This window comes from Sphingobacterium puteale, assembly GCF_050986225.1.
GTDB classification, from domain to species: domain Bacteria; phylum Bacteroidota; class Bacteroidia; order Sphingobacteriales; family Sphingobacteriaceae; genus Sphingobacterium; species Sphingobacterium puteale.
Genome location: NZ_CP158959.1, coordinates 3,892,436 through 3,917,430, shown reverse-complemented (window position 1 = coordinate 3,917,430; position 24,995 = coordinate 3,892,436). Strand labels below are relative to the sequence as shown.

At 39.0% G+C, this 24,995-nt stretch carries 21 protein-coding genes; 10 read left to right on the top strand and 11 right to left on the bottom strand.

Translation table 11 applies throughout. The features are described from left to right. Nucleotides 1-3: 3 nt before the first annotated feature. Complete coding sequence (locus tag ABTV71_RS16690; RefSeq protein ID WP_121125234.1) at nt 4-594, top strand: hypothetical protein; 591 nt, start codon at nt 4-6, stop codon at nt 592-594. A 1,049-nt stretch (nt 595-1,643) separates the two neighbouring features. On the opposite strand, the gene ABTV71_RS16685 is transcribed toward ABTV71_RS16690, so the two are convergent. Then, nucleotides 1,644-2,903: a sialidase family protein gene (locus ABTV71_RS16685; protein ID WP_121125236.1), complete on the bottom strand. Its 1,260-nt coding sequence runs from the start codon at nt 2,901-2,903 to the stop codon at nt 1,644-1,646. A gap of 425 nt (nt 2,904-3,328) precedes the next feature. Here ABTV71_RS16685 and ABTV71_RS16680 point away from each other — a divergent pair, with 425 nt between their 5' ends. Beyond that, nucleotides 3,329-3,607, top strand: coding sequence for a hypothetical protein (locus ABTV71_RS16680; RefSeq protein ID WP_433900333.1), 279 nt, complete (start codon nt 3,329-3,331; stop codon nt 3,605-3,607). 138 nt (nt 3,608-3,745) lie between these two features. On the opposite strand, the gene ABTV71_RS16675 is transcribed toward ABTV71_RS16680, so the two are convergent. Further along, nucleotides 3,746-5,059, bottom strand: coding sequence for a sensor histidine kinase (locus ABTV71_RS16675; protein WP_433900332.1), 1,314 nt, complete (start codon nt 5,057-5,059; stop codon nt 3,746-3,748). A gap of 1,288 nt (nt 5,060-6,347) precedes the next feature. Between ABTV71_RS16675 and ABTV71_RS16670 the strand changes: the two genes are divergently transcribed. The 3 genes from ABTV71_RS16670 to ABTV71_RS16660 all read left to right on the top strand — a co-directional run bounded on the left by ABTV71_RS16670 (nt 6,348) and on the right by ABTV71_RS16660 (nt 8,405). Beyond that, nucleotides 6,348-6,992 (top strand): hypothetical protein, encoded by a 645-nt coding sequence (locus ABTV71_RS16670; protein WP_121125240.1) that lies wholly within the window; start codon nt 6,348-6,350, stop codon nt 6,990-6,992. 215 nt (nt 6,993-7,207) lie between these two features. Next, complete coding sequence (locus tag ABTV71_RS16665) at nt 7,208-7,606, top strand: hypothetical protein (protein WP_433900331.1); 399 nt, start codon at nt 7,208-7,210, stop codon at nt 7,604-7,606. Between the two features lies 1 nt (nt 7,607). Beyond that, nucleotides 7,608-8,405, top strand: coding sequence for a hypothetical protein (locus ABTV71_RS16660; RefSeq protein WP_433900330.1), 798 nt, complete (start codon nt 7,608-7,610; stop codon nt 8,403-8,405). A gap of 271 nt (nt 8,406-8,676) precedes the next feature. Here the strand turns inward: ABTV71_RS16660 and ABTV71_RS16655 are convergent, their stop codons facing one another. The 4 genes from ABTV71_RS16655 to mnmE all read right to left on the bottom strand — a co-directional run bounded on the left by ABTV71_RS16655 (nt 8,677) and on the right by mnmE (nt 13,714). After that, nucleotides 8,677-8,964 carry a hypothetical protein gene (locus ABTV71_RS16655; protein ID WP_433900329.1) on the bottom strand — a complete coding sequence of 96 codons (288 nt, stop codon included), beginning with the start codon at nt 8,962-8,964 and terminating at the stop codon, nt 8,677-8,679. Between the two features lie 762 nt (nt 8,965-9,726). Beyond that, entirely contained in the window at nt 9,727-11,517 is a 1,791-nt protein-coding gene (locus ABTV71_RS16650; protein ID WP_433900328.1) for a hypothetical protein, read from the bottom strand. A gap of 20 nt (nt 11,518-11,537) precedes the next feature. Beyond that, on the bottom strand, nt 11,538-11,729 hold the full coding sequence (locus ABTV71_RS16645) for a hypothetical protein (RefSeq protein ID WP_121125245.1): 192 nt from the start codon (nt 11,727-11,729) through the stop codon (nt 11,538-11,540). Between the two features lie 605 nt (nt 11,730-12,334). After that, nucleotides 12,335-13,714 (bottom strand): tRNA uridine-5-carboxymethylaminomethyl(34) synthesis GTPase MnmE, encoded by a 1,380-nt coding sequence (mnmE, locus tag ABTV71_RS16640; RefSeq protein ID WP_121125246.1) that lies wholly within the window; start codon nt 13,712-13,714, stop codon nt 12,335-12,337. A gap of 176 nt (nt 13,715-13,890) precedes the next feature. Between mnmE and ABTV71_RS16635 the strand changes: the two genes are divergently transcribed. Further along, complete coding sequence (locus tag ABTV71_RS16635; protein ID WP_433900327.1) at nt 13,891-14,376, top strand: hypothetical protein; 486 nt, start codon at nt 13,891-13,893, stop codon at nt 14,374-14,376. A gap of 72 nt (nt 14,377-14,448) precedes the next feature. Here ABTV71_RS16635 and xpt read toward each other — a convergent pair whose 3' ends face one another. From xpt to ABTV71_RS16620, 3 genes are all read right to left on the bottom strand, one after another. Next, a complete protein-coding gene (xpt, locus tag ABTV71_RS16630) occupies nt 14,449-15,024 on the bottom strand; it encodes a xanthine phosphoribosyltransferase (protein WP_121125248.1) in 576 nt (191 codons plus the stop codon). A gap of 54 nt (nt 15,025-15,078) precedes the next feature. Further along, entirely contained in the window at nt 15,079-16,857 is a 1,779-nt protein-coding gene (locus ABTV71_RS16625; protein WP_121125249.1) for an AMP-dependent synthetase/ligase, read from the bottom strand. Nucleotides 16,858-17,141: 284 nt separating this feature from the next. Then, nucleotides 17,142-18,338 (bottom strand): proline dehydrogenase family protein, encoded by a 1,197-nt coding sequence (locus tag ABTV71_RS16620; protein ID WP_121125250.1) that lies wholly within the window; start codon nt 18,336-18,338, stop codon nt 17,142-17,144. Nucleotides 18,339-18,433: 95 nt separating this feature from the next. Here ABTV71_RS16620 and ABTV71_RS16615 point away from each other — a divergent pair, with 95 nt between their 5' ends. From ABTV71_RS16615 to ABTV71_RS16605, 3 genes are all read left to right on the top strand, one after another. Beyond that, a complete protein-coding gene (locus ABTV71_RS16615) occupies nt 18,434-18,640 on the top strand; it encodes an RNA-binding S4 domain-containing protein (RefSeq protein WP_104381458.1) in 207 nt (68 codons plus the stop codon). A gap of 50 nt (nt 18,641-18,690) precedes the next feature. Beyond that, complete coding sequence (gene aroB / locus ABTV71_RS16610) at nt 18,691-19,758, top strand: 3-dehydroquinate synthase (protein ID WP_433900326.1); 1,068 nt, start codon at nt 18,691-18,693, stop codon at nt 19,756-19,758. A 134-nt stretch (nt 19,759-19,892) separates the two neighbouring features. Further along, entirely contained in the window at nt 19,893-20,606 is a 714-nt protein-coding gene (locus ABTV71_RS16605; protein ID WP_433900325.1) for a ThuA domain-containing protein, read from the top strand. Between the two features lie 152 nt (nt 20,607-20,758). Here the strand turns inward: ABTV71_RS16605 and ABTV71_RS16600 are convergent, their stop codons facing one another. Beyond that, nucleotides 20,759-22,645, bottom strand: coding sequence for a TonB-dependent receptor plug domain-containing protein (locus ABTV71_RS16600; RefSeq protein WP_433900324.1), 1,887 nt, complete (start codon nt 22,643-22,645; stop codon nt 20,759-20,761). A gap of 228 nt (nt 22,646-22,873) precedes the next feature. Beyond that, nucleotides 22,874-23,827, bottom strand: coding sequence for a zinc dependent phospholipase C family protein (locus ABTV71_RS16595; protein WP_433900323.1), 954 nt, complete (start codon nt 23,825-23,827; stop codon nt 22,874-22,876). Nucleotides 23,828-24,002: 175 nt separating this feature from the next. On the opposite strand from ABTV71_RS16595, the gene ABTV71_RS16590 reads away from it, so the two are divergent. Next, nucleotides 24,003-24,989, top strand: coding sequence for a glycosyltransferase family protein (locus ABTV71_RS16590; RefSeq protein WP_121125255.1), 987 nt, complete (start codon nt 24,003-24,005; stop codon nt 24,987-24,989). Nucleotides 24,990-24,995 lie beyond the last annotated feature (6 nt).

Here is a 24,995-nt window from a genome sequence, read left to right as displayed (position 1 = left end):
ATAATGAATAAAGTTGAAGAAACAAGTGAAGCGGTAGCTGATGAAAAAAGGGTGTTAATGTCTCCAGATAAGATGTCAAACATTCAGAAAAGACCGTCTTTTTTTCAAATGGATAAAGAACTCCCGCTGGAGCCTTTGGTGACTCTTTGGAAAAGAGAACGGGACTGTTCGGCATTAATGGAATATATTTTGCGAAGAAGCTATAAATCTGAGCTGTATAATCAAAAAAAGATAAAATGCCATCAGGCAGTGATTGTTGTGAAAGGACCACGTAAATCAGATGTATATATGCAAGACGGTACAATCTCCTATATAGAGGTTACTACAAAAGTGTTGATGTCCAATCCTTGGTTAGTAAAGGTCAGCGCAACGGTTTACTTAAATATGCTGTATTTTAGAGTATATTTACATCGTCCGGAAGAGCTTAAACTTAATTCTCAGATAAAGAAAAAATTAAAACGCTTGTTGCCAGATGAGAAACTAAAAAAAATGACTACACCTTCCCGTGACCTTAAAAACAACTTAAATATTTTTTGGGGAGCATTGCAAACAATCGATGAAGAAAGGTTAAATGATGAATTTGATTTAATTTAACAGGATATTAATGCAAATTGTAACTATCGCCATATTGTATCTGAGCAGTTTGAATTTTAGGTAAAAGAGTTATAAAAAGCTGTTGTTTTTACCGTCTAATCCAGTGTATCGTATTTTTTAATGCGTCAAAATGCCCTATCATTGAATGAAATGGCTCGCCAACCATACGGACGTACTGTTGTCGCATTTTCTGTTGTTTTTAGACCATTAGCGAAGATACGGGGCTGTGTTTATTTTAGAAGCAAAATGCAAATCATGGCCAATAATCGGGACCTGGAAGTAAAAAAAATGAAATGAATAGCGCACAACAACTAAAGATATACAGTTCATCAGTATCCATACACCGGCTGAATGGTGGCAGTGGCTGGTAGAGAATCTGTGATAGGCAAACTCCGTGGTGTGCAATTTGACGATAAGAAAAGTAGTCCGGATTTTTTATCTATTATGGCGGATTTTACTATTCTACCGCTTAGTTGAAATACGATTTTTAATACTTTAGTTGTTTGAAATTTAATTTTTTATGCTATTTATATAAATAAAAAGTATATTATAAAAAGCACCTTGGTATAACCATTGGTTATAACGGTTTTTCTGCGTTTTTTATGAATTTCTTGAGTTTTGGAATCCGGTTTTTCCCATTGGGAGAAATTGGCTATTGCTGTGAACAAAGTTGTTTTGTCAAAGATGTATGAACGACTAAGGAATATCTGTGCAGATGCGGTCATTCATATAGCGTTTCAATATGATGTCAGCTGACATGCAATGGAGATATGACAGAATTTATTATAGCTTAACCAATGCGGTGCCGCATAGAAGGGTGTAGATGTGTTAATAAGGGGCTTAGTGCGAAGTTTATTCCTGTCGCTTAGGGGTACTTCATTTTCGAAAAAAAATGAACTTTCTCCGTGGCACTGAAAATCATTTACTAGTACGCCGAGCAAGCGATTCTTATTTCTCCTGCTATAGCGGGGAAAACGGATGTTTTGTATTTTTAATAGCTTAATTTTGAGTTGTTTGTTTTATTTTATTTTTAGTGTTTGTTAATATCTTTATCGCGCTTTTTTTGCCGAATATGCGAGCATGGTGATTTTTTTTTCTGTATTTTCCTGATCTTTTGTTCCCTGATCTTCTGGATCTCGAAGAAATTTTCCTTTGACCATCCATACTTCGGTTTGATCTGAATATGCGTTCGTACTCGTAATCGCTAGAATTGTATCATCACTTAGTACGGTGATACTATTCCAGAGACAGGATTTATTTTGCGGGATGACAAACGGAACTGATTTGTTTTTGAAATTCATTGCCCGTTCATTTCCGATCAACACTTTCATGTCGGCATAATCCATTTTGTTCGTGCGGCCCTCTGTGCTCTGATAAGACAGTATCGTCTCACCTGTGCTCAACTGTCTAATATAGGGGGCCCCAGCATAGATTTCATTTGCAATGGGATGATGTAATGCATAACTGCGGTCAGCACTCTTGCCAGAGATGGTATTTGCCCAATTTTTTTGAAGTGTATTGCGTAGGATATATGGTTTAAAAGTACGAACCGCATTGTCTTCTATGGCTAGAACGATTTCTTTTTTATTCCTCAGCAATAGCGGTACAGGCATCCCGTCCCGTTTTCCGGGACGAAAGCTGACGATAGATGGTGTTTTGCTCCAGCTTGCTCCATGGTCAATGGAACGCAGCATAGATATATTTTGCTCATTGCTTTTTGTGTAGGGGCCTTCATTAGCAAAAAAGAGCTGGATTTCGCCATTTGGTAATTGGATGGCCGATGGTTCCCAGCATCCATTTTCGAATTGGTGCCCAGCTTGGTAAAGTATCTGTTCGGCTCCCCAGCTCTGTCCGCCGTCCGTGCTTTGTCTGAGATGGATGCCGAACTTCCGGTTTGGGGAAATGTTATAAGGACGTGCATTATAGAATGCGAGAATACGCTGATCGTCCAGTTTAATAAGGTCTGGTACGCACATTTTGAAGCCTTCCTTTGCTGCTGAAATAACGATGGACTCTGACCAGCTATCACCCAGGTTCTGACTTTTGGCAGCAACAATATTTCCATCAGCTTCATAAACGGCGAGCAACGATTCGTCCGATAGCTGGATAATTCGACCATAGCCGGAATATCTGGCGAAATTGGGTGAGGAGATTCGACGTCGGCTGGAATCGTCCCATTGGATGGTCCCGTTCTGTTTTATGTTGTTTACGGTTGTCGGCTTAAGGACTTGTCCTTCTGAAAAAGCCGGCAAGGAAAGGAAAATAAAAGTTAGGGCTGAAGCCGGTTTAATTAAGTATTGGTGGAGCATATTACAACAATTAAGGTCTAGTGGTCAAAAAGAAATTGCTTTTTGCATGAAGTTACGATTATTTTCTAAATGTTGCTTCTGATAAATAACATTCCAGAAAGCCAAAAAACTCCGTTCAATGGATAATTTGTTCCATAAGGCGGATTCTGATTAATCCGCTTAAGCATTCCTTTGCAACATATTTATTTTATTTGGAATAATTCTTAATGTGCTTTACATTACAAAAATTAATTGGTCATTTATCGCTGTTATACTGGCTGGGTTATGTTGGACATGATACGTCCGCAGATGCTTAATCTACATTGAGCCTTACGCTTAAGCTAGGTTATTGGTTTGTACCTCCTTGATGGCTTAAATTTGATGATACAAAATCAAGCAAGTGCGCTGTTTCTGATGTATAGATTCATAAAATAGGAGTACTAAAAATGAAAAAATCAATTGAAAAAATATTCCCTCGTCCTTCAAAACCAGGTATGGTAGGCGATGGATTCCGCGTGTATAATATGGTTCCCGTTAACGGAATTACCAAAAAACGGGTGAGTCCATTCCTTTTGTTGGATTTCAATGTGGAGTTTGATTTCGGCCCATCTGATCATATCCGCGGAGTAGAGATCCCGACTCGATTGTTCAGATCCAACTTAGCTGACTTAATTTATAAACGGGGCCGCCTTTGTTTTTTCTGCCACCTCCTTAATCACTGTTAGACAATGGTTGAGCACAGCAGTAGTAGGGTAGTATTATTCTTCGCCATAAGTCTTCATCCTTTAAAATCGTTGTAAAAATGATGAATATATAGAAACTCTGCTTTTAAAAAATATAACCTAAAGCAGTACAGGCAGGTTTTAGTAACAGGTGTGTGCTGTTATTTTTGTGGGATTGTCCACTGTGGGATAAGTGGGCAAGCCAACGGTAAAAATGGAACCTTTGTGGGGGATACTCTGTATATCTACTACGCCCTTGTTGCGTTCGATCAGGTCTTTGCATAATACGAGCCCCAGGCCCGACCCGGGCTCGTCTTCCGTACCGAATGATTTGTGCTGGATCACATTGAACAGCAGTGCGGATTTGGAAGGATTAATTCCAATACCCTCGTCCTGGATATGAATATGGGTGTAATTTTCATCCACAGTACAATAGATGCTTATTTTTCCAGCTACATAGCTGAATTTGATGGCGTTGCTAATAAGATTTCGGAGAATAATGATCGTATGATCTCTATTCGCGAGTACGTGAGTTGATTCGGGTATGTCAATTTCAATCTTGAGCTGTTTCGCCTGTATCTGATCAGCAAACAGGTTTATAATATCATGAACCAATGGTTCGATTACCACCAATGTCGCCGGACTGGTAATTCCGCGCATACTACTGCTACCCCATTGAAGAAAATCATCCAGCGCCTGGTTTTGATGCACAATTTGTTGATACAGTTGCTGTATATATTCTTTGGATATATTATTGTTGAGTATTTGATCGCGCAACATCAATACCAGTGCTTCGAGACTGGCAAACGGGCTTTTGATGTCATGGGCGACGATGGAAAATATTTTTTCCTTGTCACGGTTTATGGACTCCAGTTTGCGACGTTGTTCCTCGATCTTCTCTGTATTATTATAAATAATCTGAAGGAAGAAATTAACTGCGATAACGATAAACGCCAGCGCATTGCAGATATTGAAGATCAGTCTTAACTTAGGCACACGTTGAGCCACAGGGACAATTGCGGGGTAGAAATAGAGTAATGTGATAGCAATAGCAGTTGCAAGGCAGAAAATAATATGTATGCGACGGTCGTCATAGAGTAACATCGAAGCAATTAACGTACACAGCAGAAAATATTCGCCTCCATTTTTAAATAATATAGCGCCTAAGAAGAAAAAAATAAAATTACTGACCAATAACATTGCTTTTGCAAAATTATGTTTACCATCATATTGCAAAAAAAGCACAGAAATCGAACAAATTGAATTGGACAGGTTGATGGTTGACAGCAGATAGCGCTGGTCCACGGTGTTAATGACAAAAAAACAGAGTGTGGGCAATAAACAGAGCATGGCAATCAGATTGACCATCTGTATCCTTTTGAGGTTAACATAGGACATATCTGGATGCGTACCGATATTCGTAAGTATGTTCCAATATTTTTGGATATAGCTCATAATTTTATTTAATCTGCTAGTGAATATGAATCTGCTAAATTAACATAAATAAGGTGTTGTAGAGTGATGCTTAGCGAAAAAAATGTTCTCAAAACTTTAGTTAACAGATGGCTGGGGCAGCTACGGATGTCTGTTATCATTCAACTGATTTAAAGCCTTCTGGAAAAACCTTAAGTCAGTTGCTGGGGATTAGTTAATATTTGGTTGCAGCTAGATAACTTTTTGAGCCGATTCATGTTGCCGGCCGATAATCTCTCGATATATCTCCGGCCGTCGGTCGTTGATATAACAATGTCCACCAGCCTGAATTATTTTTTCAGGTGTAATCGTGGTGGCAAAATCGTCTTAAAAGGTACGGCATTCGGTCAGGATATCGCCGAACGGGTCTATGATCATCGAACAGTCATTCTTTAACTGCTCGAATTGTGCGGTAGCAATTTTTGGCTTTTTCATATTTCATTGATTCATCTATGGACAAATCTAGCCCCGGGCAGTTATGATAGATCGTACAAGCCAGACATTGGGTCGCGCATGGTCTTAAAGTCCATAAAACTGATGGCCAATCTACTTGTGCCGTCAGGTATCCGAAAGAAGTAATGGGGTAGTAAAGTTTTTGCTTTCGGCTTTTTTGGATTCACCGATTGTTTGCGAATTTACAGACATCACCCATGATCTGTGGAACAGTTGGTGTTTTGTTTTTGATAAAAACATGTGTCTATTTATTGGAGTTTTGTTAATCTGGTAGACCATACGGATTGTGCTCATTGGTACAATCGGGTTTTACGGATAATTAAGAAGTCATAGCGAATAATAAATAACTTCCGACGAAATATAAAATAATCCTATACGTCATAAAAATCGACTGTATATTAGTATAAATTAATTTGGTATGAAGTGGGTATTTGGCATTGATTGTTATCCAGGCTGATGAGACTATTACAGTGGAGGTTTTAACAGGAAAGGCCTACTACTTTATAGTGGTGGCCAGTATTTTACACGTGCATTGTAAGCGGGCTTGATGTGCTGTTTATACTGTTTTATCTTAGCATTATTTTACCTGAATATTTCGCCTTTGTGGATTGTGATCCCGAAGGTGCAATGGGGACTGATTTTTGGGTAGATGCTGTACAATGTTTTGGAGACAATAAAGAATATGGCCAGGTATTGTTTGATTTTCGACCTTGATCATCGTTGGATTATCCATTATATTGGTTACTCTATTTCTTTGGTGGCGGTTTTAAATCAAACACCCGGTTTGAGACTAGGAACCCAATAAAAAAAGAGGATTATGAAAGAAGTTTTTACATTCATTTTGACCATTACCGTTGTCTTTCAATCGTGTAATTATAAACCACAAGATCAGGTCGAACAAAAGGTCGGCCCAACGAAAAAAGAGGCTATTGTCAATATTGATACAGTAAGAAAGATAGGAGCTTCGATTCATTCTTTTATTGGTAAGACGACCGAAGATATCGAAGTACTACAAATGCATACATGTCTTGGAGTGATGTTACCAGTAATTGAATCCAAAGCCAAATTTGCACTTGCGCAATATTCCGCCATCATCGATCATTGCCAGCGCGGACGGACCAAATTTGTGATTGAACGATTTTTACGTTATGATACGAATGGTAAATCTGTGTTCGTGATTTTAGATGAATTGAATGTGGAGACCAACTATCCTGTAACCTGCTATGGAAATTTCCGATTGGCAATAGAGGGTGATCGGGAAGAAAACTATTTAGTAACGTTTTATGACAATAATTGCGAAGTGATTACTCAAATAAGCAGGATCTGGCGTATTGACTTAGAAAAGGAAAAGTTTGTAGAAATTAGCAAGCCTAAGAATTTGACGTTAACCAATCCCGACTACATAGAATCAGATGAAGATCCTGCATTTACATTTCCGTCCACAGGGGAAAAAAGCTTCTGATTTTATTGGCGATCCTACAGTGTTTGAGATTCAATATAAAACACCGGGGGATTTGAATGAAGATGGTTTGTCGGAGTCCAGTAAAGGGAGATGTGACATAGGAAATAAGTAATACAATGGCTGATGATATGCCAGCCAGATCCAGAAGATTTAATACGGCGGAAGAATGACCTCTATTTGAAAAAAAATTATTAAACGGTATTATCTTAATGATTATGGAAAATGAAAACAAAGTCGGTATAGCTCGAAATAGTGGGAGATACAGTTTTACGATAAAGAAAAGCATTGTTATTGTTTTGGCTGTTGCAACTATTCTAACCTGTTGTTGGCTCATCCTTGGTCTGATGAGCTCTTTGGATATTCCGTCCAATAAGAATGATCAGTTTGCAAGTGAGCAAAAGTGGGAGGTGGACCAAAGGAGTGATATTGATTCCTGCGATAAACAAATTATGAAAAATCAAATAGATCTGAAACGTTCCGATGAAAGGCAGATTTCGGAGAGGGCTTTTCAAACACAAATATTAGCTCTTTTGATAATTGTATTGCAATTGATATTGATTGTTTTCGTGGTATTGATACGCTGGAAGCCTTATTCTTTACAAAAGACTTCCTAATATGAAATTATTGAAATTTATATTTGTTGTGGTGATACTATTTGCATGTATTTTTTGCCTTATTTCATTTTTGAAGCCGATACCTTATTTCAACAGCTGCGGCGAGGATAATCTATACAGATACCGAATGGGAATCTATCAGATAGATACGGATATTATTAAAGAAAAGGAATTTCATAAACTTGGTGGACTATTGTCCTTTGTTGGAATCCAAAATATCAGGTGCCCAAATGAGGTGGATAAAGAGCGGGACAAAATGCTTGCACAAGCTATTGATAGCACAAATAGGAGTTTAAAATGGAGGCTTTTGAAAGATGATCTATGGATTAACAAAAATGGAAATATCGGATTGAAGGAAATGATCGCTGTTGGAAGTGAAGGTATTACTTTTGTTGATAGTTATCTTACAAGAATGGGCTTTAATACAGAGGAACCATTGAATGCAATTATTGATACTAGTACCTTTCAAAAGCTAAACAGTGCATTCTATAAAGATAAAAAATATATTTATCGCTATTATGCAATGGCTTATGGTGGAAGCTTTTCTATTTTTGAAGAAGCTGATCATGCAACTTTTGTAGCACTTGGTGATTGCTATGCTAAAGACAAAAGGCATATCTATGAAAATCGCCAAGGTATTTTAGATCATGTAGACTATAAGACCTTTAAAGTGAAAAGTACGGTGTCCGGCTGTTTTGCCAAAGATAAAGAGGGTTATTTGTCTTGGGGTGATCGGATTACAGGGGAGGATCTAGAGAATGAATATGTAAAACAGGCGATCAGCGAATTGGATAGATAATGCCGTGACTATATACTATTATTTGAACTTATTTCGCAGGTATAACTTGTTGTGTTGATTGGTGAAGAGTTGATAGCCTAAAGCTGGATTTGAGTAGAAACTGTATACCTTAAATGATAATCTGATGCAATTGTCCATTAATGAATGGTCTACAATAAATTACCCGTTTCCAGAGATCGATCTTGTAAATTGTAAAGCGAGCTAAATTAAAGCTTTTAAGTGCTTACCCAGGAATAGATTTTGATTTTTAGATCAGAACCCAACTTAAAATTTAAAAATATTGAAATGGATATAATTCATACAGATCCGATTTTATAGAATTAATTTCTTTCTTAAAATCAGCAATTTGCTGTTCATTTATTTCCTCGTCTTGTTCATCCAATAAATTTTCTAAATCCCGAGATAAAAAAGCCAATTGCAAAAATTCCAAAAATGAGATCTTAAAATCTATAAAAAACTGAAGGTCAATATACTCTCCGTGGTCATGATCATAAAACCAGATCGTTCCATTTGCCTTGCTGATAAACCATTCATTTCCTTGCCCGGTTGTACCAATCATCCATAAATCTGTGGTTATACCTGGATAGTTACAAGCATGCATATAGGAAGAAAATCATTCCGAAAAGTAAGATGTTCTTTGTTTTATTCATTTCACGTTGTTAAAAATTAAAGTTTACTTGTTCCATTAATTTTTAAATACAATTTGAACAAATGATTAATTTTAACCACTTTTTAATTTACCGATTTTCATTTGAAGAGCCGAAAGTTCTGATATCACAAAAATATCTCTTATAGGAGCGTTCATGCCCGAAAACAGGAGTTTATTTCATCATACATCGCAGTGATACTGAGATTCGACAGAATTACATTTGACAAATTTTGATTCAAAAAGGAGCGAGCCTGTTCCGTTCCGAATCATATGCTCAGTCGGAACACCTCACTATTGCTGCAAGAAATAGACAATATACTATTCCATTCTTGCCCCATCGGTCAAGAAACGAAATAAACTACAGCGGTTTTTGCTGCATTAGTAATTAAATGGGGGTAAATGACAACAAATTATTCCCAATAATAATTAAAGTCGGTGGTGTAAGAGATTGTTGCACAAGAGCTGGAGTCATTCTCCTTATGGTGAATTGTAATAAAATTATCATGTAGCTTCTTTTCAACTGCATGATCTCGAATATCCTTACTGATATAAGATTTGCTAAATCACGGTCGCTCAATTTTCTTATTCCATTGTTTCTCGCAGCTTCTATACAGTTTATACGCCAAAGATATAGCTTCTACCATTGAAAGGTAGAAGCTATGATCTAATATTTTATTTATCCTGGATACAGCGTACATTGTAGCCTATTGGCTTGTCTGCCCCACTGATTGATCCCAGAGTAAACGGAGCTGCTCTCAATGAAAAATAGTTACTAAGATTACTATTAGTAGGTGATTGTGTAGATGTTGCGTAATATCCTGCACGTCCTCTATATGATAATACACCGCTGTTTAGCTCGCGCCTTCCCGAAGCTGGAAACATCAAGTTAATATCTCCACTTTTTTTGCTGGTGAGCACAATAGCAGCATCATAACCGGGCATATTACTAAGGGTTGTAAAATCGCCCCAGGTACCTGATTGTGTCGAGAGCGAAAGACTGATCAGTTTATCATATTCTGACCTTGTTGGTAACCTTGCTCCAGCAGAACACGGATCATTGGCGACGACTTTTGTTGGATTGGCCTCAGTTCCACTATTCCATGAATTTGCCGGTAAATAAACGTTGTTATTCCATCCCGCGATAGCGCCGTCTCCACTTGTACTTGCATTTGCTACAACAGCTTTTTGTCCCCATTGATAAAAATTACCGTGTAGTGCCTGCGTTGATGTGCCATTTAGATTTCCGGAGGCTGGGTTTAGCAGACCTGCACCAAGATTGTAACGATCCCAGCGGTAGCCGCCGATCACAGCATACAGGGCATCGGAGGCATTAGCAGTTCTGGTTTCATTAGCCGCATTTACATAGCGGTCACTATTAAAGCGCAATTTTAATGTATACGAATAGCCTGGTTTCATTCCTTGACCTGCATTTGAAAAAGTAAAATAAGCATCGCTTGTGTTTACATCGTGACCAATTTTTATACTTCCTGCGTTTATAACAATACTAAGTTGGAAATTTGTCAGTCCCTGTGCGTTTACTATGGCAGTTTTTGGAGTTGTTGTTAAATTTTGCAGCGGATAGTAATTTGGCTGTAAGTTAAAGCCCGTACCAGGGATCACCTGTCCAGTACTCATGTTTATGATGGGTGCGTACACAGACCCTAGTGTATAATCAATGCTTCCGTTAACAGGTACTTCAGAAACATAACCTCCTTTTTGATATCCCGACTGACCAAAAGTTCCTACGGCGTCGCTATCATCCACCTGGATTGTTACCCTCGTAAACATATGCTGAAGAGGGGTGGTTAACGGTGTGGGTACACCGCCACCAAGAATTGTCACATCCTTTTCCACAGCACACATGTAATCCCCACTTGTTTCCGTAAAAGTTGGGAAATTTAAAGTAAAACCGGTCTCGGGATCACTTGTTGGATACATATTTTTATATGTGGGAACAGCGGGAGGATCGTCTGTTGTCGAGCCTAGCGAATAAATATAAAAATTATATTTCTGTCCTACTTGCAGTTTATCTCCAAAAAATACCTGGTTTGGATCTGAGGCATCACCAACAGCCTGGGCAACATAAGTGCCATCTGTTTTAAAGGCGACAATTCTATATTTAACTGCGCCACGTAAAGAAAGCAATTTTGTAGCGGCCTTAGTACTGGATGCTTTGAGTACTGAACTTGTTGGTGTATTTTCAGTAAGTTCTGCCGTGATTGTAAACGGACCTGAGTGAACTTCCTTTGTGACATTGAATGGTTTTGTTGCTGTAGCGTTCGTGGAAGCTTTTGTTGATGTTGCAAGGTCACCATTAAAGTCTGATTCAGTTAAAGACAATTTTATTCCACCTTGATTCGCTTCAAGAGAATTATCATTTTTTTCCTTATTACAGGAGACTGCCAGGGATAGGAAGACGATTAGGGATAAGGTCAGTTTTGCTGTTGTATAAATCTTTTTCATCTTAAAGGTTTTGATTGTAATTAGTTCCACCATTCGCCACTTGGATCCTGGGTTTCTGTTCCGCCATTATTCCAGTCATTCTCGGTTACACCGGAACCGCCTCCCGGTTGTGCCGAGCCTTGCGATCCCGCAGCCACGCCTTGTTCCATCTCAATCTGCAATTGCTCGATCACAGGTTTGACGTAGATCTTCTTTTCAGTTCTTTTTTTCATGTTTTATATTATTTGGTATATAGTTTAATGAATATAGGTCGCTGATATAGTGGGTGATATCACTTATCTTGCAGTAAAGATACACCAGGATAAAAAGAAACATTAAAACCTTGATATCACACATATTTCACATAATTACAAGTTATTGATAATCAGTGTTTTTAATCTTTAAACAGTGCTGTGTTACTTACATTATTCTCATTTTTAATAATGTATATTTATAGGAAAGACACTACGTGTTGCATAATAGCTGCATTTTTGCTTTATAAGCTTTTTTAGCACAGTAATCCCCACAATATTTGATAACCGTGGTTCTAGCAATAAATTCTTGGCCGCAGTGCTGGCAGTTTTTTTTGATTTTGATATTTGAACTCATAACATTTCATTTAGAAGAGTTTAAACATCGCTTTAGATACACTAAGGTACATTAAGATGCATCTCTCCTTCGTTTCAAAAAATAAAATATTATCAGTTTGAGGGACAAGTGGGGGACAACAAATAACAAAACAAACCAAAATACAAACAACTAATTACAAAACTTTAAGTTTTGTAATTAGTTAATTATCGGATGTGTGTCTTGTTTTAATTTGTTTTACCTATCGTATTTACTTTCCGATACAGAATTTGGAAAAGATATTATCCAGTAAATCATCTGTAGACACACTGCCTGTGATCTCTCCAAGGTGATATAAGGCCTGACGGATATCCATCGCTAAGAAATCCGAAGTAACCGGATTATCAATACCGAATAATACACGCTCCAGAGAATCGGATGTTTTTTGCAAGGCTTCTACATGTCGGATGTTAGTTACCATGACATCGTCTGTATTTAAATTTCCCAGCTGTACTCTATTGATCAGTTCCTCCTTCAGTTCTTCTACACCTATCTGCTCTTTTGCTGAAATATAAAGCGGATTGAGTGAGGCATATTCATCTTTTTGCTGTTCAGACAATAGATCAGCTTTATTGATAATGGTCAAAAATGGAATTTGAAGATTCTGAATTTCCTGCAACTGTGATTTCACCTCGTCTACTTTGTCCTGCAGCGGATCAAAGAGGTAAATAATCAGTCTCGCTTGCTTCATTTTTGCACGGGTGCGTTCGACTCCTTTTGCTTCAATAATATCTGCAGTCTCGCGAATACCTGCGGTATCTATAAACCGGAAGGTCACCCCATGGATATTAATTTCATCTTCAATGGTATCACGTGTAGTCCCAGCGATGTCCGAAACAATAGCACGTTCCTCGTTTAAGAAAGCATTTAATAGGGTTGATTTGCCTACATTTGGCTTACCGGCAATGACCACGGGAACGCCATTTTTTAACACATTTCCCTGTTCAAAAGATAGAATCAATTTTTGTACAATGACCTTAATTTTATTGATTAAATTCTTTAGCTGTTCTCTATTGGCAAATTCTACATCTTCCTCTGAAAAATCCAATTCGAGCTCAATGAGAGATGCAAAATGAATCAAGTCTTCGCGAAGGGATTTAAGTTGATTGGAAAATCCGCCCCGCATTTGTTGCATGGCTATTTGATGAGATGCTGCGGAATTGGAGGCAATCAAATCAGCGACAGCTTCGGCTTGTGAAAGGTCCATTCCGCCATTGAGGAAGGCCCGAAGCGTAAATTCGCCAGCTCGGGCTGCCCGGGCGCCTTGTTTGATAAGCAAATGAATAACACGCTCAATAATGTATTTGGAATTATGCGTAGATATCTCTACCGAATTTTCTTTGGTGTAGGAATTGGGCGCGACAAATAAGGACACCAGTACCTCATCAATAATCTCATCACCGTCACGGATGGTCCCAAAGTGAATCGTGTGGGAGGCTTGCTGACTTAGGTCTTTACCCTTGAAAATGGCATTGGTAATTTTAATCGCTTGTTGACCCGAAACGCGAATTACGGCAATCGCACCATTAGCTCCGGAGGGTGTCGCCAATGCGACAATCGTATCTTCAGTAATATAACCTGTATTGGACATGTTGCAAAGATACGTTAAATTGACTGGAATGGGAACGGATTCATATTCGGACAAATTAATTTTATGGGGATCAATTAAACCTTTGTTCAAACATGAAAGTCATACCAATAGAAACGCTTATAAAAAAGTAAAAATAGGCGATAGGGTACTTGATTTACAAATTTAATTGTGTTGTTATGAAAAAGATATTATACTTCGCATTGGCAATAGGAGGACTTGCTTTGATAACTCCAAAAGAATCGTCAGCTCAACACCGCGGAAATGATAGAGAATGGAAGCATGAAAAAGAGCACCGGAAATATGAGGAAAAAAGGGATAAGGAAGAACGAAAATATTGGGAAAAAAGAGAAAAGGAAGAGCGGAAGCACTACAAGAAAGTAGCCAAGTATTACCGCAAAGAATACCGTCATGGACCTCCAGCATGGGCAAGAGCACATCGATATGATAATAGACACCACGTTTACTTTAGGGATTATAAAACATTTTATGACCCTTATAGAAATGGATATGTTTATATGAGAAATGGACAATGGAGTTTTTCTGCAAGTGTACCTTCTTTTATGTTGAATGTTAACTTGGGAGCAGCTAATATACGGGTGGTAAAAGATGTGCCTATCAGCAGACACCCCGAAGATTTTTATGATGACTACCGTTGGGATTAAAAATATATTTTATCTTGTTGTTTAAGCTTAAAAGCCTCACTCTTGACAGAAATGAGGCTTTTATTTGTGCTATTAATCTTCTTCGAAGCTGACTTTATCCACTTCCAGAGATTTTATGCGTGCTAAAGATTCTATTCGGATATCAGATAACTCCCGTAATCTTTTGCCTCCTTCCTGAAAGGACTTTTCAATGATAAAGCCCATACCCAATAATGTTGCGCCAGACTGTTGGATGAGATCCAATATACCAAATGCTGCATTGCCATTGGCTAGAAAATCGTCAATAAAGAGCACCTTATCGTCCGCTGCGAGAAACTCTCTGCTTACACATATATCGTAAGTTCGGTTTTTAGTGAAAGAATGTACTTCACTAAGATACATATCGCCCATGGTCTTAGGCTTTGCCTTTTTGACAAAAACAACAGGGAGTTCCAAGAGATAGCCTAACATAATAGCCGGTGCGATGCCACTGGCCTCGATCGTTATGATCTTGTTGATGGGTAGATCTGCAAAACGACGGACAAATTCCACCGCAATAGACTTCATCAACACGGGGTCCATCTGGTGGTTGATGAAGTTATCTACTTTGAGTATTCCACCGGCGAGGCTTTTACCGTCATTAAGGATTCTATCCTTTAATAATTTCATGTGATACTTTTTATTGATAATTACGAAAATACATTAATGTGGAAGTGATTGAGATCAATCGGTCTCCATCTGATATAGATTATTGAATTCTTCTTGATGATGTTCGAGAATGACTTTACGCTTCATTTTTAATGTAGGCGTCAGTTCGCCATTTTCAATCGTGAATTCATCCCTTAGAATAATAGGTTTTTTGATTTGTTCCCAGTTGCCGAAATGCTGATTGGCGCGACGCACTTCCTGATTCACCTTTTTGATAATGACTGGATTTGTCAGAAAGTCCTCTTTGGTCATATCGGCGAGTTCAGGTGCGTCATTTTTGGCCCAATCCAATAGGTGAGCGTAATTGGGCACAATAAAGGCAGAGGCGAATTTCATGCCATCACCGATAACCATGGCCTGTTCAATAAACTTGGATTCGACAAGTTTTGTTTCGATCGGTTGCGGGATAACGTACTTACCGCCGGAGATTTTAAACATTTCTTTTTTGCGGTCTATGATTTTCAGGAATTTCTCGTCTTCCCATTTGCCTATATCCCCAGTATGTAACCAACCATCGATAATTGTCTTGTCTGTCTCTGCTTTATTTTTGTAATATCCTATCATCACATTGGGGCCTTTGACCAATATCTCGCCGTCCTCCGCGAGTTTGATTTCTACAAAGCGCACGGGGAGCCCGACTGTACCAATACGGATTCCTTTAATGTAATGGTTGACGGAGATCAAAGGGGAGGCTTCGGTCATACCATATCCTTCGTATAGCGGAATACCTGCCGCCAAAAAGGCTCTTGTCAGCCTGTTATGTAATGATGCTGATCCAGAAGCGACAGTCAAGAGTTCGCCACCCAGTGCTTCATACCATTTATGGAGCACAAGTTGTTTGGCCAGTTTAAGCTTCATTGTATAAGCGAAACTTCTTTTTGCGGGATTCGGATCATATTCTTCCGCGACGGTTACTGCCCAATCAAATATTTTTCTTTTGAATCCGGTGAGTTCATGTCCCGTTTTCATGATTTTTTCATAAACCTTCTCAAGAATACGGGGAACCACAGTCATGATATGCGGCTTTACTTCTTTTAAATTATCACCAATTTTGTCAAAAGATTCGGCAATATGGATCGTAAAGCCTAAATACATGTAAGTATACAGTACCATTCGTTCGTAAGCATGACAGGGAGGTAGAAAAGTGAGACCCCGGTCGTATGCTTTACATGGAGTAATTTCAGCTGCACCAAGTACGTTCGAAAAAATATTATTATGGGAGAGCATGACACCTTTTGGTTTTCCTGTAGTGCCGGAGGTATAGATCAGTGTCGCCAAATCGTCTGGCTTGATCAGCTCGCGTAATTGGCTTAATTTTTCCTCAGGACAGTTGCCTCCCAAGTCGTTGAGCTCATTCCAGCTTCGGGTAGACTCCTGGTCTGAAATACAGAAGATGTATTTTAAGGTATAGATAGATGTGGTCAGGTTCATCAAACGGTCAAATAAGCCTTTATTGCTGACAATACATACTCTGATTTCAGCATCATTAAAAATGTACTGATAATCTGCGTCGGTAATATTGGGATAAATGGCGACAACCACAGCACCGATTTGTTGAATTGCGAAATCCATCATGTGCCATTCAATACTGCTGCCCGCGATAAGACCAACCTTTTCGTTGGGTTTGACGCCAAGCTCAATCAGTCCTTTGGAAAGATTGTCTACTTTTTCAAGAAAATCAGCTGTTTTGATATAGCTCCACTTACCGTTCAGTTTATGTGCAAACATGTTAAGATCAGGGTATTTGCTGATCTGATGACGGGCAAGATCAAATAATCTAAGTTTTTCCTCCATTTCAAATATATATACTTTCGTATCCCGTGGGGACACCTTTTTCCTATGAACTTTATTTTAAGGGAAAAGTTTGCAAACATAAATAATTGTTTCAATAATTGGGAATCAAGTTGTAATTAGCACACTTCGATAGGGGTAGACTAGAAGGCAGCTCTATTTAAGCTATTCACGTACCCTTGAGAGTAAGGAAGCTGAGACGATATCCAGATTTGCGAAAAAGTGAGGATCTATTGCAGGTTAAAAAAAGCGGAATTTAGGGGAAGCAGTAAAGGAAAAGCTAGTCGTTATCGACGACTAGCTTTTCTTCTTTGTTTTTCCTTGATCAAAAGCCCGAGCTCACGACCTGTAGCTCCAGCAACGGAGGTATTTTCCTGTGCTCTACGGAAAAGGTATGGCATAACGGCCTTCACTGGTCCGTAAGGCATGTATTTGGCAACATTATAACCATGTGCAGCCAAGTTGAAACTCAAATTGTCCGACATTCCTAAAAGTTGTGCAAAATAAATACGGTCTGAAGATCTGTCGATACCACGTCTGTCAATTTCCTTGGCCAATAACATGCTACTATCTTCGTTGTGCGTGCCAGCCATCAGTCCAAAGCTATCCAAGTGGTCCAGTATAAACTCAATTGCTTCATTATAGTCTCTATCAGAAGCCGCTTTATTTGGCTGGATCGGGTCTGCATATCCCATTTGATTGGCACGGGCACGTTCGATTTCCATATAGGCACCACGTACTATTTTTGCTCCCATATGGAAACCCCTTACCTTGGCATATTCAAAATCAGCTTTTAAAGAAACTAATTTATCGCTGCGGTACAGTTGATAGGTATTATAGACAATAGGCTTTTCCCTATTGTATTTCTCCATCATCTCGCGAGCGATATCGTCAATAGCATCCTGTATCCAGGAATGCTCGGCATCTACCAAGACCTTTACCCCAGCTTCGTGACAGGCTTTACAAATACGGTCCGTACGATCCAACATACGTTGGTATTCAGCTTGTTCCGATGCTGTTAGTGTTTCTTTTGCATTCACTTTTTCGAACAATTCAAACCTACCTAATCCTGTTGGCTTAAAAACTGAAAATGGAATGTATTTATTTTTGCTTGCAGCAATGACTGTACGTAACACTTCGTCGCAGCAGGCATCAAATGCACTTTCTGTCTCTTCACCTTCAACCGAATAGTCCAGAATGGTTCCGACGCCGTTTTCACCCAATTCATTGATCGCTGTTTCGCAACCCTCGATGGTTTCTCCTCCACAAAAATGTTTGAAGATTGTACTTCGGATGATACCTTGGATCGGCAGTCCAATATTCAGCGCAAAGTTGGTCATGGATGGACCTACTTTTGTCAAAAAGTTATTCGCTATTATTTTGAATAACCAATACGCTCTTTCTAAATCCTTATCGCTTTTACTTTTAAAAGCAATCTCTGTATTATCAAAGGACAATGTTCTGGGCTCAGAATTCTCAATCATAATCTTTATTTGCAATAAGGCAAATGTAGCAATTTAGTAAACATTAAAACGATGATTATTCTTGTATTCCTCGCTTAAACCACTATTTTTGTGAAATGCAAGAATTTAAAATCGAAGGGGAATATATACAGCTTATTCAGTTACTTAAAGCTTTAAATTGGGTGGAGCATGGCGCTATGGCTCAGTGGGTTGTTGCTGAGGGATATGTGAAGTATAACGGTCAGGTTGATTATCGGAAAAGACTGAAATTGAAGCCCGGGGATGTTGTTGAATTTGATGGGATGGAAATAAAATTGGTGTAATATTAAACAATATTGGTAAATAGAAAACTTAAACCTTAAAGAATCGTAGAATGGAAGTCATAGAAAGTTTGGGCTATCAGGTATATTTTGATGATACGTTGGCCTCACTGGAGACGTTTTTATCGGAACGCAAATATTCAAAAATTATCGTTTTGGTAGATACCAATACCTTAGACAATTGCTTGCCTTTGTTTCAACAGGCCTTACCTGATTTAACGAACTATGACGTCATAGAAGTAGATCCGGGCGAAGAGAATAAAAATATAGATTTTTGTATTGGCGTGTGGCAGAATATGCTTGATTTTGGCGCTGACAGACATTCTTTATTGATTAATCTTGGCGGTGGTGTCGTCACCGATATGGGCGGTTTTGCCGCATCCACGTTTAAGCGCGGAATGGACTTTATTCAGATTCCGACCACCTTGCTTTCGCAGGTAGATGCTTCTGTCGGCGGAAAGACAGGAATAGATATGGGAAGCGTGAAAAATATAATCGGAACGTTTACACAACCGCAGGCTGTATTTATCTCAAGCCAATTTTTAAAAACATTGGATAACAGGCAACTGATCTCCGGATTTGCTGAAGTCATTAAACATGGGCTGATCTTTGATCATGCGTATTACGAACGTGTGAAAATATTGGATATAACGCAGCTAGATAATGAACTGGTTAAACATTCTGTTTCCATAAAGAATCAAGTAGTCCTAGAAGACCCCAAAGAAAAAGGGCTTCGTAAAATCCTAAATTTTGGACATACCATAGGTCATGCCATTGAGGGATATTCGCTGTTGAACGACCGCAACCCTTTATTACATGGGGAAGCAATTGCTGTTGGAATGATCTGTGAAGGGTACCTTTCTTATAAACTGAATGGACTTTCGTTGGATGAATTAAATGACCTGATTGCTACTTTCAGAAGATACTTTGAAGATTATACGTTCAGTTCGGCCATAGATACAACTCTGTTGGACCTGATGCGAAATGATAAGAAAAACCTGTCTAATCAGATTGGCTTTGCTCTACTTGATAAGATTGGTAGCTGTCAGTATGATATTTTCGTCTCTGAGGATGATATTATCGGAAGTCTTGATTTCTACCGAGAACTAATCGGACAATAAAACTTTGAAAAAGCCGTGTACGGGGAGAGTACATGGCTTTTTCTATTGCGATCTCAGTTTTAACGTATCGCAGGAAGCTGCGATCTTGATTTATAAAGGACCTAAACTAAAATTTAATAATAACCAACTATATCATGAATAAATTCTTCATTTTTCTGTTTTTCTTTTTTGCAGTGAGCATGACCGTCATTGCACAAAAAAGGGTGCTGATTTTTAGTAAAACGCAGGGGTTTAGACACAGTAGTATCGAAAAAGGTGCTCAGGTGCTGAAACAATTGTTGGACAAGGAAAAGATTGCCTCGGATCATTCCGAGGATGCGGCTCTTTTTACGGATCAAGGATTAAAAAAATACGACGCAGTCATCTTTTTAAGTACAACAGGTAATATTTTGGACGACACACAGCAAGATGCATTTGTCCGTTATATTCAATCGGGCAAAGGCTTTGTGGGGATCCACGCAGCAACGGATACCGAATATGATTGGCCTTGGTATAACGGTTTGGTGGGAGCTTATTTTACGTCTCATCCAGCCGTGCAGCAAGCAAAGATAGATGTTCTCGACAGGAAACATGCGGCTACCAAACATCTTGATCCGGTCTGGTTACATAAAGATGAATGGTACAATTTTAAGGATGTCAAAGATGATCTACACGTGTTGATGAAGCTGGACGAGAAAAGTTACAATGGTGGGAAAATGGGGGATAATCACCCGATTTCCTGGAGTCAGGATTACGATGGCGGAAAAGTTTTTTATACAGGTCTCGGGCATACGGAAGAATCTTATGATGAGCCCAAATTTCAGAAACACTTGATCGGCGGCATCTTATCTGTACTTGCCAAAAAATAGTATGGTCACCATCGACAATTAGCTTTTAGAAATTTAAATAGATATGCCCCTTAAATAGCTGTTTTTTAAGGGACATATTATGCATATGAGTTTTTACTTCGCTGGTAGTACCATGATTTGTTCTTAAGCGTTTTCCTTTTTCTAAGATAGACCTAGTACTCGAATTTATATTTCGCTCCAAGACTAAACCATCTTCCCGGCATTGGTACCGCTGCGGCTTCGATATAACTCTTGTCGAAAATATTTTGTATATCGGCAAAAATAAGAAGGTCAGCAAACTGATGGGAAGCTCTTATGTCAGCAATAAAATAGTTTTTATAGCTAATACGTTCGTTAAAACGATTGGCTGTTGTCAGCATCCAGTTTTTATGATTTACCGTAAAATTGAGAATAACCTGATGTCTTAAATTTTCAATGGCATACTTGGAGCGGACGCCATCTTCAACTTTGATCGTTGGATTTAGATAGTTGTAACTTATTGTCGTGTAATATCGTGTGGTGGCCATTGGATCATTGAGCTGGTAACGAAAAGACCCATTGATTCCATCAACAGTATTTTTTCCAATATTGGAGGGTTTCCATGGAACCACGGTTCCCTCAGAAGCAGCGCCCTCGGTTTTTTGCCAGTCTATGAAATCATTTATATTTCGGTGAAAATAGCTCGCCTGAGCAACGATACGGTTGGACAGGTATTTAATACCACCCTCAATCTGATACGCATTCTCTGATGTTAGCTCTGGATTTCCAATATTGGCAGTTTGATTGGTATAGAGGTCCGTAAATGACGGGATGCGTTGAGCAGAACCTGCACTGAAGACAAATTTCCAGCTTTCGGTTATCGCGTAGCCTAAGTCGAGTCCGGGGAACACTTGCCATCCAAACTTGGAATTGTAATTTATATACGCTCCCGCATTAACCATGAGTTTGGCAATCGCTTCAGTTTTGAATTCTAGGTAACCGCCGTAATTTTCCCGATTATGAGAGCCAATCGCCGTGCTATTGATTCGTTCAAATCTGCTTTCCAGTCCAATTCCAAAGGAGCCATAATGCTTTTCCAAAACCGCATTTACCTCAGCACCGAAGACGTTGCTATAATGTTTTGAACGTCCTTTGGTCGTTTCCTTTCCCAAATACCAGTATTCGTCTTCGTTATATCGGTTGCTGAGCCTCGGGCTGATTGAAAATGCAGGACTCAGCTGATGTTTCGACTGTATAGATGAAAATGCTGTTTTAACTTGCTCATAAGCTTCTTTATCTGTCGGGGCAGCATAATATCCATTGGCACCAAACTGATTGTCAATGTAACCAAAGTTTGCTTTTATTTGATTGGATTCATTGGGCTGATAGGTTGCATCATAATACAGTTTGTTGTTATTGGAGGCTGTATTGTAACGCTGGCCATTGGAATCTTCATGGCCAAGATAGAGGCCCTGACTTGTAGGTCCACCGTTGAACTGTGCAGCCAGTTGGACTCCTTTTCCGTAGTATTTTCCCGAGCTGGACTGTTCATTGTCTTTAAATGAAGAGCCGCCGTAAGCTTGTGCAGTAATCAGCTTGGATTCCACTTTTTTGGTCACGATATTGATCGCGCCGGTCAGGGCATTTATACCGTAGATACGGGAAGCCGGCCCCCGTATGATTTCAATGCGTTCAATCGCTTCCACAGGTACGGGGAGATTCATGTTATGATGTGCACTCTGTGGATCCATAATTTTTACACCATTCAGTAGGATAGCTGTTTGTTCAAATGAACCGCCATCTATACTAATATCAGCCTGCGAACCGAATGGCCCCCTTTGGCGGACATCCACCCCTGGAATATTCGTTAGCAGTTCGTTGATCGAACGGTTTGGAAGACGCTGAATATCCTCCTGTGTAAGGATCTGGATATTCTTGCTTTGCTTTGAGAAGGGGATCTGAAGTCTATTCTGATTGATAACAACCTCATTCAATACTTTTGTCTCTTTTACCTGTGCAAAGGAGGTGCCCACAGTCAGCACGATGGCAAGTTTTGTTAATGCAGTTTTCTTATTCAACATGATTTATTTAGTTGCCCTATTAAATGCGAACTAATTGAAAATAATGCGGAGATATAATTTCGCATCATTACTTTTAATTAATCTGCACCAGACCGTTTTCGTGTCATTCTAAAATTACGGTCAGGCCATTCATAGGTTTTATGCCGCAAAATTAAGGCAGATGATCAAGAATGTAAATAGTCCGGTGTCAATATAGTGAGTAGTCCGGTTTTTATCTTTCGGTTCCGATTACATCCATTCTTCGCGGCCAATGGGCTTTTTCCCTTGGGTAGTAATGCTATCTTGTTTGTTTTCAATTTTTATTTTGGTACCATGAGAAAGGTCGGGTTGTCCGGATTCAAGCCAGGCAGAATACCAGTAAGAGGCTACACGTAGAATTGTTTTGCGCATTCTCCGTTCCACCATTCCATTCAGTGCCTGGTGATAAGCTTTTGCATAATTATCAGAATAGGTCCATAGTAATTGATTATTACGCTCAATAAAAGAGTTTTTTTGGGAGGCTTTAAATTGTTTATTAAGAAGCGATTCGATACTGAGCACAGAATCAACCAGGCGATTACTCTCACGGACAATATTCCACGCTTCATTAAGCGGATCTTCGATATAAATTGCTTTTCCGACAAGAAGATTGTATTTTCCTGCGAACATTTCGGGCAATCGGCTTTCCCAAAAAGCGTGTATGCCGATCTGACCTGTTAATTGTCCGTTATAATTTTTGGTTGTATGTAAAGGGACGTGGGCGTCAGCGATGTAATGACCTAAATCTGCCGAATGCTTGATGATTTTATGGTAGTCCTTGGACTGAAAAGCTTTCACCAGTTTGAGATAAGTGAAGTTAATTTGCCAGGGGACGATTCCATTTTTGAGTAGCTGTCGTTCTTGGAATTTTTCTTTTGCTTGCGACCAATGTATGGGAATTGAGTCGACCAGACGATCTTCGCGGTAATCTTCGATGTCTATAAAGTGCCGCGGTCCTTCGGCACTATCAATAAAACAACGCTTATCTGGATCGACAGCTTTCTCCGTAATCAGATCAATGTTGGGTTTGTAAAACTTTGCCAGCTTTGCGGGGAGTGCGAAAACCGCGTAGTGGTTAATTTTTTTATGCGCAAAAAATCCCCATGAGTTAAACGTGAGCAGGATCACAATGGAAAGTGTCCAAAGGAGAGGAGACTTTATCATAGTAAATTGGTTATTAAATAATTGTTGGTGTTAAATATACGTAAAAAGAAAGTAAATGTATGTTAACTGGATTGATTTATTGTATTAATTTATATTTTCTTAACCTAACTAAACAATAAAATAATATTGAAATTCGTTAAAATTCATTAATTTGCCGACACAAAATACAGTCGTTATGAAGATATTGTATGCCGTACAAGGGACCGGTAACGGACATCTAAGCCGTGCCATGGATATTGTTCCCTGTTTGAAAGCCTTAGGAGAAGTGGATGTTTTGGTCAGTGGGATTCAGGCGGATCTTTCCTTGCCTTTCGAAGTCAAGTATCGCTTTCATGGTTTAAGTTTCATATTTGGGAAATCCGGGGGGGTGGATCTGTGGAAGACTTTTATGAGTTCAACCATACGTAAATTTACCAACGAGATCAAGAGTTTGCCGATCGAAGATTATGATCTGGTTATTAATGATTTTGAGCCCATTTCGGCCTGGGCTTGTCATTCTAAAGATCTACAATGTATTGGACTGAGCCATCAGATCGGCGCCTTGGATCCCGCAAGCCCTAAACCAGAAGAAAGTGACATGTTAGGGAAGTTTATTATGAAAAATTATGCTCCCGCCACGCATTCTTATGGCTTTCATTTTAAAAGATATGCCAAAAATATTTTTTCGCCAGTTATCCGCAATGCTGTTCGTGATCTAAGTGTTACGGACGAAGGGCATTATACGGTTTATTTACCGGCCTACGATGATGCACACTTATTGAAACATTTAATGAAATTTCCTGATGTGAAGTGGGATGTATTCAGTAAGCACAATTCAAGACCGTTTGAAATGAAGAATGTGACCATAAGACCCATCAATAATCAGGCCTTTATCGATAGTATGGCATCTTCTTCAGGAGTTTTATGCGGTGCGGGTTTTGAAACCCCCGCAGAAGCGTTATATTTGAAAAAGAAACTGTTGGTCGTCCCAATGAAAAATCAATATGAACAGCATCTGAATGCTGCATCATTGGAAGAAATGGGTGTACCGGTAATTTCGAGTTTAAAACAAAAAAATATGCTAGCCATAGAGGCTTGGCTAAACAGTAAATCAAGGGTTGAAGTTGATTACCCTAATATAACACAGGAAATTATTGAAGAAATTGTGCAAAAGCACCGTTAAGTAAAC

Bases quoted from the DNA above. Each gene is read 5' to 3' on its own strand.
- ABTV71_RS16605 (WP_433900325.1), top strand. From the start codon at position 19,893: ATGAATAAATTCTTCATTTTTCTGTTTTTCTTTTTTGCAGTGAGCATG.
- ABTV71_RS16665 (WP_433900331.1), top strand. From the start codon at position 7,208: ATGGAAAATGAAAACAAAGTCGGTATAGCTCGAAATAGTGGGAGATAC.
- ABTV71_RS16600 (WP_433900324.1), bottom strand. From the start codon at position 22,645: ATGTTGAATAAGAAAACTGCATTAACAAAACTTGCCATCGTGCTGACT.
- ABTV71_RS16685 (WP_121125236.1), bottom strand. From the start codon at position 2,903: ATGCTCCACCAATACTTAATTAAACCGGCTTCAGCCCTAACTTTTATT.
- ABTV71_RS16625 (WP_121125249.1), bottom strand. From the start codon at position 16,857: ATGGAGGAAAAACTTAGATTATTTGATCTTGCCCGTCATCAGATCAGC.
- ABTV71_RS16645 (WP_121125245.1), bottom strand. From the start codon at position 11,729: ATGAAAAAAAGAACTGAAAAGAAGATCTACGTCAAACCTGTGATCGAG.
- ABTV71_RS16635 (WP_433900327.1), top strand. From the start codon at position 13,891: ATGAAAAAGATATTATACTTCGCATTGGCAATAGGAGGACTTGCTTTG.
- aroB (WP_433900326.1), top strand. From the start codon at position 18,691: ATGGAAGTCATAGAAAGTTTGGGCTATCAGGTATATTTTGATGATACG.
- xpt (WP_121125248.1), bottom strand. From the start codon at position 15,024: ATGAAATTATTAAAGGATAGAATCCTTAATGACGGTAAAAGCCTCGCC.
- ABTV71_RS16670 (WP_121125240.1), top strand. From the start codon at position 6,348: ATGAAAGAAGTTTTTACATTCATTTTGACCATTACCGTTGTCTTTCAA.
- ABTV71_RS16650 (WP_433900328.1), bottom strand. From the start codon at position 11,517: ATGAAAAAGATTTATACAACAGCAAAACTGACCTTATCCCTAATCGTC.
- ABTV71_RS16620 (WP_121125250.1), bottom strand. From the start codon at position 18,338: ATGATTGAGAATTCTGAGCCCAGAACATTGTCCTTTGATAATACAGAG.
- mnmE (WP_121125246.1), bottom strand. From the start codon at position 13,714: ATGTCCAATACAGGTTATATTACTGAAGATACGATTGTCGCATTGGCG.
- ABTV71_RS16690 (WP_121125234.1), top strand. From the start codon at position 4: ATGAATAAAGTTGAAGAAACAAGTGAAGCGGTAGCTGATGAAAAAAGG.
- ABTV71_RS16590 (WP_121125255.1), top strand. From the start codon at position 24,003: ATGAAGATATTGTATGCCGTACAAGGGACCGGTAACGGACATCTAAGC.
- ABTV71_RS16615 (WP_104381458.1), top strand. From the start codon at position 18,434: ATGCAAGAATTTAAAATCGAAGGGGAATATATACAGCTTATTCAGTTA.
- ABTV71_RS16595 (WP_433900323.1), bottom strand. From the start codon at position 23,827: ATGATAAAGTCTCCTCTCCTTTGGACACTTTCCATTGTGATCCTGCTC.
- ABTV71_RS16660 (WP_433900330.1), top strand. From the start codon at position 7,608: ATGAAATTATTGAAATTTATATTTGTTGTGGTGATACTATTTGCATGT.
- ABTV71_RS16655 (WP_433900329.1), bottom strand. From the start codon at position 8,964: ATGATTGGTACAACCGGGCAAGGAAATGAATGGTTTATCAGCAAGGCA.
- ABTV71_RS16680 (WP_433900333.1), top strand. From the start codon at position 3,329: ATGAAAAAATCAATTGAAAAAATATTCCCTCGTCCTTCAAAACCAGGT.
- ABTV71_RS16675 (WP_433900332.1), bottom strand. From the start codon at position 5,059: ATGAGCTATATCCAAAAATATTGGAACATACTTACGAATATCGGTACG.